Origin of the sequence: Parageobacillus caldoxylosilyticus NBRC 107762, from assembly GCF_000632715.1 — a bacterium.
Lineage (GTDB): Bacteria > Bacillota > Bacilli > Bacillales > Anoxybacillaceae > Saccharococcus > Saccharococcus caldoxylosilyticus.
Genome location: NZ_BAWO01000015.1, coordinates 1 through 12,728, shown reverse-complemented (window position 1 = coordinate 12,728; position 12,728 = coordinate 1). Strand labels below are relative to the sequence as shown.

The window sequence follows — 12,728 nt, the reverse complement described above, 5'->3', positions numbered from 1 at the left end:
ACACCGCTATGCGTTCTGCAATAAATTCACTACAGAGAAAAATGAATACTAATCTACAAAATTAAATTAACTCTATTTCATCTTCATATAAGAGCGCCAATTTTCCATTTTCAAGTTTAATGTAATAAGCATTCTCCTCCATAACACTCATTTTATCTACAATGCCTTTCATTCCTATTATTGATGGCATTGGTTGCTGAACGCGCATTTTATGGTCATAGTTTATATGCTTTACCCTGATTTTATCACCTAACGAGAATTTCATCAGAATTATACCTCCCTCTATAAAATATCGGATTTTCTCGTTTTTTCTTTGAATTTCTTCGATTTTCACAAGGATAGATAAGGAATAAACATCAGAAATCAGGATAGATATTGAATATCCCTAAATTTTTGGATAAGTAGGTTGTAAGAGAAGAAGCCCTATTATCCTATTTTTTGAAAATAGGGAGAAATTCACTATAACCACACATCATGGATCTCCACTTCTCTCATGGCGGTGTACCCTCCCATGTCTCACGGAGTCCTTCGCTCCTTATAGACTAAAGAGACCCTAGCAAAGCTAGAGTCTCTTTCATGTAATTTAAAATTAACGAAGAAGTTGTAATACTCCTTGTGGTTGTTGGTTGGCTTGCCATGCCTCAACGTCTTTCGACCGTTGTGTAGACTATCTCTTCACCCTCAGCTTCACCTGTTAGGGGCTGGGCACTTCGGTTCGGCTATCTTGCCTCCCCTACGGACTTCATCACCATAGCGTTTCGCCTTAGGTGGTATGTCCTAGTCGTTGAACCTTCTCCACCCTTTCGGGACAGGAGCTTGGCTGCTGGTTGCCCATTGTTGCATCTTTCCTTTTTTCCAGCCGTCACGCCTGCCGTTTCCAGCTACGTTGTGGCAAGGAAAGCTTTAGGGGTTCCCAGCAATTCACCCAGTCATACTCCTAGCTGTTTCCAGCTAGGACGCCCTTCCAATCAAATTACCGAAGCAGTTGCAACACCGCTTGCGGAATTTGACTAGATTGAGCCAACATCGCTTGCGCTGCTTGTGTCAGAATATTGTTCTTTGTGAATTCCATCATTTCTTTGGCCATCGTGCCACCCTCACTTTCGTGACGGGACCAGACTACATCTTCACCCTCAGCTTGACCTGTTAGGGGCCGGGCGCTTCGGATGATGCAGGACGATGGAGGAATCCTATTCACCCTACGGACTTCATCGCCATAGCTTCTCGCCTTAGGCGGTATGTCCTAGTCGTTGAACCTTCTCCACCCTTTCGGGACAGGAGCTTGGCTGCTGGTTGCCCAATCCTTTGACTTTTCCAACCATCACGCTTGCCGTTTCCAGCTACGTTGTGGCGTCAAAGGCTCTAAGGGGTTCCCAGCAATTCACCCGGTGATACTCCTAGCCGTTTCCAGCTAGGACGACTGTGCCTGTCACTGCTTAAGCAACGAAGGCATAATCTACGTCACGGATACGAGACTCAGCAGCTGTTAAGTTCTCAGCAGATGTACCTAAGTTGTTGATTGTATGTTCTAAGCGATTTTGGTAAGCACCGAGTTTAGCTCTCTCATCAGAAACTAAACTGATTGCATCATCAATTACAGTAATAGCTGCTTTGGCATCTTCGTATGACATAACAGATAAAGCAGTAGTAGAAGTGCTTCCATTAATACCTAAGCTTACAGCATCCATTTTGTTAATAGAAAGATTGATATTTTGATCTTCATTAGCACCTATTTGGAAATCTAATGTATTTTCAGAACTTACTGCAATTGTTGCTGTATGACCGTCTGCAACTGTGCCATCAATACCCTTTACAGTTAATCCATTTTCAAAAGTTACCGTATTGCCATCAACGTTTATAACACTAAAGCTATCTCCTGCTGAGTTTGTAAGAGTTGCCACAGCATCTGTACCCGCATCTGATAAAACTGTATTAGTATTTGTATCATCAGCGATACCTAGTTTTTGTAATTGAGCACTTGTTAAACCTGACACTTGGATAGTTGCTTTAGAACCATAAGAAATGGATGTTAGAGAAATATACTTTTTGGTAGACAAGGCACTGTCAGTGCCTGTACCAATAGCAGCTATTACCCCTGTATCTGCAGATAAGTTATTAATTTTAGTAACAATATTATCTAATGTATCAGTAGACTCAATCATAATATTCTTTCCGTTAATAGTGAGTGTGCCAGTGAAGCCAACTGTACTAACGTTAGAGTCTGCAAGAGTAGTAGTATCAAGAGTTCCACCACCAAGTGTTGCCTGAGTAGCAGCATTTATGAATGACACAGTATATACTCCTGCTTCAGTACTTCCAGTCGTTCTATACCCATCATCGTCAAATGAAGCAGCATCTGTACCACTATCAGTAACAGTCTTTGCAATATCACCATTTAATAATTTCTTTTTGTTAAACTCAGTTGTATTAGCAATTCTATCAATCTCTTGACGCAACTGGTTCATTTCATCCTGGATTTTTTGGCGATCTTCCGTTGTTGCAGTATCATTCGCAGCTTGTACAGCAAGTTCACGCATACGTTGAAGGATAGAATGTGTTTCGTTTAAAGCCCCTTCCGCTGTTTGGATTAACGAGATTGCGTCTTGCGCATTGCGAGAAGCTTGCTCTAAACCACGAATTTGCCCGCGCATTTTCTCAGAAATCGCAAGACCAGCTGCATCGTCACCAGCTCGATTAATGCGCAGACCGGATGATAATTTTTCCATGTTTTTCGCTGCTGCACTTTGACCGATCGTCAACTGACGATACGTATTCAACGCCGCAATGTTGTGGTTAATTCTCATATTCCCTTCCTCCTTGAAAATTTTTTATTCCACGTCCTTGTGGAATGATAGGTTCGCGGATAGGAAGAAAGTCGGCCGCCTTTCTTCGCTATGCCGCGTTCACTTTTTATATCGGTTTGTTTTTTGGGAGTTTAATAGGTTGGCGCAAATTTTTTAGATTTTGATGTCGAGAAATTGGGAAAATGGCGAAGGCTGCTGGATTTCTTTAATGATGTGTGCTGGGTCGTCCTTATGTTTATTAATGATTTGATTTAACGCTTGTTCAGCGGCTTGTTTGTTATCTTGGACGATGTTGGCGATGACGCCTGGAATTTGTATGCCGCCGATGTTGAAGCTCATGACTGTTTCCCTCCTTTCCAATGTTTCAACTGCTCGTTCAACCGTTCGAGCGACGTTTTGGAGGCGTGGGAGGCGGCGTTGTTTTCAGCTTGGATGGCGAGGTAAATTTCTTTGCGATGGATTTCGACGTGTTTCGGCGCGTTGATGCCAAGCTTCACTTGATCGCCTTGGATGGCGAGGACGGTGATTTCGATGTCATCGCCGATTTGAATCGCTTCTTTCAGTTTGCGCGTGAGTACAAGCATCGTTGCCGCCTCCTTTATTTCGCCACTTTTTCAGGAAAGAGGCGATGTTTTGTTTTGTAGTTCGTGTTTGTTAAAATGACTTGCTTGCCAAGGCGTTTATGGACGTTAATAATAACCGGTGCCTGCAAGTTCGCCGTCGTGTCATCGAACGGATCGGCGACGGTCAAAATAACATATAAAGCAACATCTTGCTCGCCCGTGATTTGAAGCTGCTCGAGCGTGTTGTCATCGAGGTCGATTTCGTATGTTGGAAAGTACGAAAACGGCTCGATTAAGACAAAGCCGAGCGCTGGAGTTTTGACCGATTGCAAAATGACAAACGGCGTGTCTTCGAGCGGCAATAAGACAAACTGTTTTTCCTCCAAAAACCCTGGCATTCCTTGTTCAAAACGGACGATGTCCTTTTCATCAATGTCGATGTCTCCGTGATATTTTGTCGCGATTTTCATTCGTTCATCCCTCGATTCGTATTTACGTGACTACATTGATGCGGAGCGAATTGTGCTGCGCCAAATCGATGTGCACCGCTCCTGGTTGGTAATGAATGACTGGGCGGTGCGGTTTTACATCAATCATCGGCTGATGAATTTTCCAATCCATCATTAGCTTGCCCGGTTCGTAATCGATTTTGACACTAAACGGCGACGGCACAAGGCCGACGTTAAACTCCAACGGCGGGCCTTCGCTGTTTGCTTGCGCCTGCTCGGCAATCACGTCGCCGCCGTTTTCGATTTTCATCAGCTCGTCTCCCTGCGCAGAAACGGTTTCTACATACGCCAGCCATGTTTCATATCCATCTTTTGCCGCATCCTTGATCAGCCGAAACACATGTTTTAAATTCATCTCTGCCCACGCCTGCGACTGGTCGATCGTCAGCCGCGGACGAATGACGTTGATCTCCAATTCTGGATGTGGCTGTTCGATCGTCACCTCAGCTGGCGGCTGGGTGATTTCCAGTTGCGCGGGTTCGGTGGAAATCGCCAATTTCGCGAATGTCGCTTCCATACGAAGCTGCGGAATGCGCATCAACAGCTCCTCCTTGACGAAACCGCCGCGTCATGGCGGGCGGAATCGGAACATGATAAGAAAAAAGCCAGCTAAAAAGCTAGCTTATCGCAAAAAGTCGACCAGCGTCGGCTGGATGATGCGCGCGCCGACCGCTAATGCGGCGCGATGCACGCTCTCTTGCGTTTTTAAGTCGGTGATGACCTTTTCCATATCGACGTCTTCATTATCGGACAGCATTTTTTCCGCAATGACTTGTTGGGAATCAATACGGTCTTCCATCAACTCAATGCGGTTCATGCGCGCTCCTAGCTCGGCGCGGACGCCTAGCAGGTTTGTAATATGCTGGTCAATATAGCCAAGGTATTCGTTAATCTCTTTTCCCGTCTTGGCCGGGTCGTCCAAATCGTTAGCAAGCGACTGCAAATCGCTGAACAATCCTTTCCCTTTTTGTGAAGCGTCATAATGGAACACTTTCGTCGGATCCACGTTGACGCCAATATAAATGCCTTTCGCTAATTCAATTTTTACTTCTTCCGCGTTGTCTGATGTCGTGATGGAAGTTCCGTTCATTTGCACAGGCGGCTCGAGCGTGTTGGTGCCGTTAAAAATATATTTGTCGCCGACTTTCGTATTGGCGATCATCACCAACTGGTCGGTCAGCTGCTTAATTTCTTGCGAGATCGCTTGGCGCTGCGTCGCTTCGTACGTGTCATTGCTCGCCTGCACGACAAGTTCGCGAATGCGCTGCAACGCCTGTGTCGCTTTATCGAGCGCCGCATCCGAATTTTCAATCCAGTTGTATGCTTCGGAAAAGTTGCGTTTAAACTGCTCGACTTCCGTTAAATTCGTGCGATACGCGATTCCTTTCATCGCCACGACGGGGTCGTCCGATGGGCGGTTAATTTTCTTCCCCGTGGAAAGCTGTTCTTGATATTTTCCTAAGTTCGCATAGCTGGCGCTTAAATGTTTTAGCATATTATTTGCCAGCATGCTTTGTGTCACGCGCATGTTTTCTCACCTACCTTCCGACGATACCCATGCCGTTGATGATTTTATCGAGCATTTCATCGACGACGGTAATTTGCCTTGCCGCCGCGTTATAGGCGTGCTGGAATTTAATCATGTTCATCATTTCTTCATCAAGGGATACGGAACTCACTGATTGGCGGCGCTCCTCTACCGACTGGCGCAGGACGTCGCTATTGTTTTTCATTCGGTTCGCTTGTTCGCCATCAACGCCGAGTTTCCCGATCCAGCCTTGGTAGTTTGTTTGGATCGTGCCAGAAGTCAACGGCAGATTAAGCGTGCTGATCTGGATCGTGTTGGTTGTACCAATTAAACTGACCGTATCCGCGGAAAGCGGCATACTCCCGACGTTGGCAAGATTAATCGCATTGTTTCCGTTGCCTGGCTTATCCTTTTCCGTAGAAGCGGCGATGTTGGCAAGGTCGTTAATAATATCATCGGATAGATCAATCGTTTTTGCCGCACCTTTCACTTGGTCAAGCCCATCGAAAAAGGAAACACCCGTTTCGCCGTTGAGCCCATATCCTTTTTCGTGAACGGCATTAAACAATTTGCCAAACGTATAAGCAAGCTTATCCAAGTTATTTAACATATCTGGATAAATGCCGGTCACGATTGGCTGATTGTTGCTGTCTTGCACGACGTAGCCATACGCTTCGATCAGCCCACGCAGTTTGCCCATCGGAAACGTGGCTTGATTGTTGCTGGTAAAGGAAACAGTCGTGCCGCCCGCTTGCAATATTGTCACTCCCGCAGCCGGGGGCATTTCCTGAATGTGGTCTTTGTCCCCGTCCACATCTTGACCATCTGGAAATGAAATGGATTGAAAATTCCCGCCTTGGACAAGATATACTTTTTCGTTTCCATTGAGGAAATAAATATCATACGTCCCTTCCGCCGTTGCTGGCGCGTTGCCGCCGGTTTGGTGTTTTTCGACTTGCACGTTAATCAGCTTGGAAAGCTCGTCGATCAGACGGTCGCGCTCATCATACAGATCATTTGGCAAATAGCCGTTCGGTTCGACGCTCGCAATTTGTTGGTTAAGTTCGCTAATTTGCTTGGCAAGCGAGTTGATTTGCGTCACCGTTACACCGATTTGCGTGCCGATGTCCGCTTGAATTTGCGATAGCGAGTTTGCTAAATAATGAAATGTTTCCACCACCGCAAGCCCGCGCTGGCGTACGACAGACCGTGCCCCTTCGTTTTCGGGATTGACGCTTAAATCTTCGAGCGCCTGCCAAAACTGATCCATCGTTTTCGCCAATCCGCTGTCCGACGGCTCGTTCATAATGTCCTCCATCTTCGCGACCGCGTCCGCGCGCGCTTCCCAATAACCGAGCTTGTTATTTTCCCCGCGATATTGTATGTCTAAAAAATATTCCCGTACACGTTCAATGGATCCTGCGGTCACCCCTGTCCCCATTTGCCCAGGGATTTGCGGGCGGTTGAGGGCAGGAGCGGGAAATGGCTCCGTCGTCACAAAATTGACGCGCTGTCTTGTATATCCAGGCGTGTTCGCGTTTGCGACGTTATGCCCTGTCACATAAAGTGCGGCTTGCTGGGTCATCATGCCGCGCTTGGCAGCTTCTAATCCGTGAAATGTCGAAAGCATCATTCTCCCCCTTACGCCTTGGACTCAAATATGGAGCGTTTTAACGGCTCTTCGTATTGATTCGTTTCGTTATACGTAATCGGCTGGGCGGATGGCATGGCTACATCCAACATTGCCGAGACGAACTGCAGCGACTGTTCCAAAAGCTGTTTATTCAATTCGTTTGCCTGTTTGAGCCGTGTGATCGTTTCCGTCAACCGTTTATATAGTTCGGTAAGTTTTCTTCGTTCCGTTTCATCGGCAAGCTCCATGCAGCGGGTCATTGTCATATGTTGTTCGTTTGGAAACGTTTTTTCCATCCAGCGCATTCGCCGCTCCTCAAACTGTCTAATGGCGAAAATATGTTTTTGTTCATCCTTCATTAACGTCGACAATGCATCGATATCGTTTTTTTTCAACGCTTCTGTCTTTCGGTGTGCGAGCTTGTATAAACTTTCATGCAGCTTCGCTTGCGCTTCTAATATCGAAATAAGCTCCGAAAACGTCATGATCGTCCGCTCCGTTTTTACTGTTTTCGATAATATTGAATCATGCTTTTGGCGATTGCTTTTGGATCAATCGTATACGTGCCGTTTTGTACTTGCTGCTTTAGCTTTTCCACTTTTTCCTGGCGCGCGCGCTCCCATTTGGCTGCTTCCTGCAGTTCTTTCGCCGCTTCGGAAATTTCGACTCGATCTTTTTTCCGTACGGACGGAACTTGCCGCTCCACTTTATTGAACTGCCGCTCATACGGATTGACGTTCATCGGGCCGACATGATGAATTTTCATCGCTTTCACCTCGCTTTTTCAAGCAAACGTTCTGCCTTTGCCTATTTTTTATATCGGAACGGGATCGTGAATGTTTAGCGTTCTTCCCCTTTTTGTGTATAATAAGTCGTAAATTTCAACCGCTCCCGCTGTTTTTCTTCCTCGGCGCGCTTTAGTTCTGTTTGCAGCTTCGCTCGGCATTTCGTACAAAGCTGCCCCTCGCGGATCATGGCGCCGCATGATTCACACGGATAGCCGAGATTCGGGAAAAGAACGAGCTGGATCCGCCCCATTTTAATCCACTTCGTGATCAGCGACTCGCTTACTCCCGTCGCTTCCACCACTTGCGCCATTGTCGCGGCGCGGTTTTCGCGTTTACGGAGAAACGAATATACTTTTTCAAACAATTTCTCTTCTTCCTTGTAACACTGTTCGCACACGTCACGAATAGACGACTGCTTGACAAACAGCCGCCCGCATTTTGGGCAATTGGCCAGTTCCGCCACCGAATTCTCCCCCCCTGCCGCTTATGTGTAAATGTTAATGATCAGCCCTTGAATTTCGCCGACAATCCGTAATATTTCCAAGCCTTTTTGCTCTTTTTGCAGCACTTCGTTCGTCAGTTCGACTAATTTGCGATCCACTTCTTTGACAATTTTATAAATGCGCGCCCGCCCGCCGCGGCTGAATCCACGCTGTTCCTCGAGCTGCAGGCCGTTTTTGACAGCGTCATCCAAAAATTGCTTCACAAGCCGTTTATATTTTTTCAAGTCCTCGATCGTGCGCGATTCGGCGAGCTTTTTCCCTTGTTCTTCGATTTGCTGGATTTGTTGCCGCACGCGTTCCCAGACAATGTCATTCCGCTTTTTCGCCATCACTTCGGTAAATGACACCGATTCCATCGCTGCTTCTTCTTTACGGCTGACGTTCGATACGTTCGCCCTTGTTACTTTTTGCACTTCCATCGCGATCACCCCTTGTTACCACCATTATCGCACAACTACAAAAAAAGGGCGAGGCCTTGTGGACCCACCCCTTTAGGAAACATTAGCTTTTCAATAATTGTAAAATTCCTTGCGGCAGCTGGTTTGATTGCGCGAGCATGGCTTGTGCCGCTTGCGTTAAAATGTTGTTTTTCGTAAACTCGGCCATCTCCATCGCCATATCCGTGTCACGGATGCGGGATTCGGACGACGTTAAGTTTTCTTCTGCCGTTTTTAAGTTATTGATCGTATGTTCGAGGCGGTTTTGCACAGCCCCTAAATTCGACCGTTGTTCTGATACTTGGGCGATGGCGTAGTCATATACTTTGACTGCCGCTGCCGCCTTTTCATGGGTCGTTACATCAAGCCCGTATTCCGCAACGTCTCCGTTATTGACATTGGCGGCATTGGAATAGTAGGCAGTGACGGTTTCCCCTAAATGGTTCGTGAATGAAACCGTGGCGCCTGCGCTGCCATTGGAGAGCTTTAAGGCGAGGGCACGCATGTCGTCGATCCCAATGCTTAACATTTGCCCTTCGTTAGCCCCAATTTGAATTTTCAGCGACTGATCGTTCGTTCCGCCTGTGATCGCAAAGGAAGCTTCCCCATTCGTCAGCGCACCAATATTCATGGTTAAATCGCCGTTATGGAAACGCAGGGTCGTGTTCGGGGCAATGTTGTTTAACGTTTCAACATCAACGCCGTTCGTGCTTAATGTCGCTTTCGTCGTAACCGTTGCCCCTACGGCAAATGTACGTGTTCCAGCCGTCAGCGTGCCAGTTGTAAACGAAACGCCTGTACCGCTGCCGAACGAGTAAGTGCCGTTATCGCTGACAATTAGCGTCGGTACGCCAGAAAGGGCGTTGTCTGATGCATCAACGAGTGTGGCCGTATATGACGATGTCGTGCCGACATCGATCCCCACCGTCGTCACTCCTGTCGCATAGTCGGTGACATTATCGGCCATATCAACGAAAATGCCGCCGTTTAACGTTAAATTATCGCCCGCGTTAAACGTTGTAAAGTTGTTGTTATCGGTCGAGTACTCAAGCGTGCTTTGCACGCCAAACGTCGCGGTTTGATTCACATTTGTGTTGGCGTATCCGTTATGGCTGACTTTATATGTGATTCCATCTAACCCATTGATCGTGACGTTTCCAGCAGCCGTATCCGATGGAGCGATCGTTGCTGTTCCAATGTTTACGCCGTTTTTCTCCAACGACAACGCCACGTTGACATCAAATTCGTTGTAATTGCCATCTTGGCCAGCCAACGCTGCATTAATGTTGGAAACAGTAGTAAATGAAACGCCGAGTTTATTGCCGGATAGGTCGTAGAACTCATAGTTTTGCTGGTTATTATCTAAAATAACCGCTTGGGACAAAGCATTCCCGTTTTTATTTTGCAATGTGACCGTAAACTGGCCAGATCCCGCTGGCACTTCCGCATAAGCGAGGCGGAAATCTTCTCCTTTTAACGAAAATTTGCTCGAATCGATGGTGACATTGCTAATATACGTACCTGTAGCTGTTCCGTTTGTTACGCCGGAGGCTTGGACCGTTGTTTTAATGGTAAACGTATCCGACGGATTTAAGTCAGCATTGGCCGTTGCGAGTTGCACGCCTGTTAGCCCGGTTCCACCTGCTTGGAAGTTGTCCACATCGTTGGTGCGACGAATATATAAATTCACCGTTCCGTCATTTAACGGAGAATTCGACGCAATGGACACAGCATCGATTGCTGTCGATGATTCCGGATTATTGGTAATGACTTTCACGTCTTGTTGCTCAATTTTTATCCCATACGTATTGCCGACAGCCAAGTTCGATGATGAATCCAAGGTGATTTGTTGCACACCGCCTGCAGCTGGTCCTGTACTTTGAAGGGATTTCGTCGCTACGTCCTCAATTTTCACTTTATAGTTTCCTGCCACGATCGTGCTTTCTGGATCTAATTGCAAACTCGTTCCATCGATAGTTGTACCGCCGCCCGAGAAACTGCCTGCCCCAATTTGCACGCTTCTTGCTTGGCTGGAAACGGACTCATTGAGCAGTTTTTTCGTGTTGTATTCCGTGGAATTGGCGATTCGGTTAATTTCCGACGTTAATTGATTAATTTCTTTTTGGATGGCTTCCCGGTCTTCTGCCGTATTTGTATCATTCGCCGCCTGCACCGCCAATTCGCGCATACGCTGCAAAATGCTATGTACTTCGTTTAAAGCCCCTTCCGCCGTTTGGATCAAGGAGATGGCGTCCAACGCATTGCGCTCCGCCATTTGAAGGCCGCGAATTTGCGAGCGCATTTTTTCAGAGATGGCGAGACCAGCCGCGTCGTCTGCCGCGCGGTTAATGCGCAAACCAGATGATAATCTTTCTAAGTTTTTAGAGATGCTTAATTGGTTTGCCGCTAAGTTGCGATAGGCGTTTAACGCTTGAATGTTATGATTAATTCTCATGTTTATTCGCTCCTTTATCTTATTTTTCTTCGTATGTGGTCATAAATTTTTCGTAAGCTGCCGCTTTTTGCATAAACGACTTTGGCATTGGCTGCGGTTCTTTTTTCAACGCTTCGTTCCAAGCGGATGAAATCGTCGTCATTAATTGAAGCACTTCTTTAATAATGGAAATGTCTTTTTTTATATTTGCTTCAATGAGGCGTTCCGCCATATAGTTGTAAAGCGCATCTAATTGATGGGCAATAATGCCGGCGTCATATTTTAACCCGACACCGAGCCGGCGGAGAATATCATTGGCTTTTTGCAGCTGTTTATTGGCATCTATATAATTTTTTTGTTCAATCAATGTCATCGCTGCTTCCAAACTTTCAATGAATCCTTCATAAAGCAGCGCCGTTAGTTGCTGCGAATTTTTTTTATAAACAATTTCTTCTGTAAGGATCTCCAAACTGTACACCCCCGTTTGCTCTCTATTTTTTATATCGGCGATTTATGCACGTAGTTTAATAGTTTTTTTCTATTTCTTCTATTAATATTAAAATTTCCGCAATGACAGCGTATAGTTGCGGGGGAATGCTGTCGCCTAAATCAAGGTTTAGCAAGTTTTGCACAAGGAGTGGATCTTCTTGGATATGAACGTTATGTTGTTTCGCTAATTCAATAATCTTTTGCGCTACATATCCTGTTCCTTGAGCGACGACGGTTGGTGATTTTCCGGTTTCTTCATCGTAACGGATAACCGCTGCTGTGGGACCGTTTATTTGCTTCCGTTTTTTTTGGTTGAAATATTTTTGGATCATATTGTAAAATCGTACCCTTTCTCCGTAAATGTTGCATAAGATGGTGGCTGTGATATCGGTTGCGACTCTTTCATTGGCATATTTTCTTTCGTTAATTTTGTCACGTTTACCCCGGCCACGTGATAACCGATTTCTTCTAATCTTTCTTTGGCAACATCCATAAGTGGTTGAAGCTTCTCCGCAAAATCGGCGTTGTCGTTGCGAAACGTAATCGAAAGATTTCTTTCATTGGCATTTAGCAAAATCCCAATATCGCCTAATTTTTTCGTTTCAAGCAAGAAATATAAACTGCAATTTTCCCAGTCGATTCGTTCGCCGTCTTTGCGAGAATTTACATACACTTTTATGCTTCGCACTTCATTTTGCAATAACAGCGGTAACGTGAAGAAAAAGCTTTGCACATTCGCACCAGCATCAAATTTGTTTAACAGCTGTTGCCCCGTAAGATTGTTTAACGCTTGTTCCGCTTGCTGCGCTACTTGCTCGTTTCCGCTGTGGGCAAGTTTCAAGAACATCGCCTTCATATTTTGTTGCGGCGCTTCTTCCTTGTTTCCTTTAAAAACGAGCGATTCGGCAACTTCGTAATCATGGGTTAAACCGAGACGGCGAATCGTTTCAAACATTTGCCGTGCCGATGGTTCAAGCGCAAAAGGTTGAACCGTTTTATTCATATGAGCTAAAAACTCTTTCGGCGAACCGGCGAAGTTT

Annotated in this window: 15 protein-coding genes and 2 pseudogenes; all 17 read right to left on the bottom strand. The window is 46.0% G+C overall.

Translation table 11 applies throughout. The annotated features are described in order from the left end of the window. Positions 1 to 61: 61 nt before the first annotated feature. Entirely contained in the window at positions 62 to 265 is a 204-nt protein-coding gene (locus tag GCA01S_RS06040; RefSeq protein ID WP_042408137.1) for a hypothetical protein, read from the bottom strand. 708 nt (positions 266 to 973) lie between these two features. Continuing rightward, positions 974 to 1,087, bottom strand: a pseudogene (locus GCA01S_RS19235) (flagellin); the annotation flags it as partial. Between the two features lie 349 nt (positions 1,088 to 1,436). After that, complete coding sequence (locus GCA01S_RS06035; RefSeq protein WP_042408134.1) at positions 1,437 to 2,804, bottom strand: flagellin N-terminal helical domain-containing protein; 1,368 nt, start codon at positions 2,802 to 2,804, stop codon at positions 1,437 to 1,439. 153 nt (positions 2,805 to 2,957) lie between these two features. After that, entirely contained in the window at positions 2,958 to 3,143 is a 186-nt protein-coding gene (locus GCA01S_RS06030) for a hypothetical protein (RefSeq protein WP_042408130.1), read from the bottom strand. Then, entirely contained in the window at positions 3,140 to 3,388 is a 249-nt protein-coding gene (gene csrA / locus GCA01S_RS06025) for a carbon storage regulator CsrA (protein WP_042408128.1), read from the bottom strand. The genes GCA01S_RS06030 and csrA overlap by 4 nt, the downstream gene beginning before the upstream one ends. Positions 3,389 to 3,402: 14 nt before the next feature. Continuing rightward, positions 3,403 to 3,837 carry a flagellar assembly protein FliW gene (gene fliW / locus GCA01S_RS06020; RefSeq protein WP_042408126.1) on the bottom strand — a complete coding sequence of 145 codons (435 nt, stop codon included), beginning with the start codon at positions 3,835 to 3,837 and terminating at the stop codon, positions 3,403 to 3,405. 22 nt (positions 3,838 to 3,859) lie between these two features. Continuing rightward, positions 3,860 to 4,414 (bottom strand): DUF6470 family protein, encoded by a 555-nt coding sequence (locus tag GCA01S_RS06015; RefSeq protein WP_042408124.1) that lies wholly within the window; start codon positions 4,412 to 4,414, stop codon positions 3,860 to 3,862. Between the two features lie 84 nt (positions 4,415 to 4,498). Then, entirely contained in the window at positions 4,499 to 5,404 is a 906-nt protein-coding gene (gene flgL / locus GCA01S_RS06010) for a flagellar hook-associated protein FlgL (protein ID WP_042408121.1), read from the bottom strand. 10 nt (positions 5,405 to 5,414) lie between these two features. Next, the gene (gene flgK, locus GCA01S_RS06005) at positions 5,415 to 7,034 is read right to left on the bottom strand and encodes a flagellar hook-associated protein FlgK (protein ID WP_042408119.1); all 1,620 of its coding nucleotides are present in this window, start codon (positions 7,032 to 7,034) and stop codon (positions 5,415 to 5,417) included. 11 nt (positions 7,035 to 7,045) lie between these two features. Then, positions 7,046 to 7,522 carry a flagellar protein FlgN gene (locus tag GCA01S_RS06000; RefSeq protein ID WP_042408117.1) on the bottom strand — a complete coding sequence of 159 codons (477 nt, stop codon included), beginning with the start codon at positions 7,520 to 7,522 and terminating at the stop codon, positions 7,046 to 7,048. A 17-nt stretch (positions 7,523 to 7,539) separates the two neighbouring features. Continuing rightward, a complete protein-coding gene (flgM, locus tag GCA01S_RS05995; RefSeq protein ID WP_042408115.1) occupies positions 7,540 to 7,803 on the bottom strand; it encodes a flagellar biosynthesis anti-sigma factor FlgM in 264 nt (87 codons plus the stop codon). Positions 7,804 to 7,877: 74 nt separating this feature from the next. Continuing rightward, entirely contained in the window at positions 7,878 to 8,288 is a 411-nt protein-coding gene (locus GCA01S_RS05990; protein WP_042408112.1) for a TIGR03826 family flagellar region protein, read from the bottom strand. 21 nt (positions 8,289 to 8,309) lie between these two features. Next, the gene (locus tag GCA01S_RS05985) at positions 8,310 to 8,747 is read right to left on the bottom strand and encodes a YaaR family protein (RefSeq protein ID WP_042408109.1); all 438 of its coding nucleotides are present in this window, start codon (positions 8,745 to 8,747) and stop codon (positions 8,310 to 8,312) included. Positions 8,748 to 8,829: 82 nt separating this feature from the next. Next, positions 8,830 to 11,220, bottom strand: a complete 2,391-nt coding sequence (locus tag GCA01S_RS05980) for a flagellin N-terminal helical domain-containing protein (protein ID WP_042408108.1) — start codon at positions 11,218 to 11,220, stop codon at positions 8,830 to 8,832. A gap of 19 nt (positions 11,221 to 11,239) precedes the next feature. Further along, positions 11,240 to 11,668, bottom strand: a complete 429-nt coding sequence (gene fliS / locus GCA01S_RS05975; protein ID WP_042408105.1) for a flagellar export chaperone FliS — start codon at positions 11,666 to 11,668, stop codon at positions 11,240 to 11,242. 55 nt (positions 11,669 to 11,723) lie between these two features. Continuing rightward, positions 11,724 to 12,020 (bottom strand): EscU/YscU/HrcU family type III secretion system export apparatus switch protein, encoded by a 297-nt coding sequence (locus tag GCA01S_RS05970; protein ID WP_042408102.1) that lies wholly within the window; start codon positions 12,018 to 12,020, stop codon positions 11,724 to 11,726. Next, positions 12,017 to 12,728, bottom strand: a pseudogene (locus GCA01S_RS20360) (flagellar hook-length control protein FliK); the annotation flags it as partial. The gene GCA01S_RS05970 and the pseudogene GCA01S_RS20360, both read right to left, overlap by 4 nt.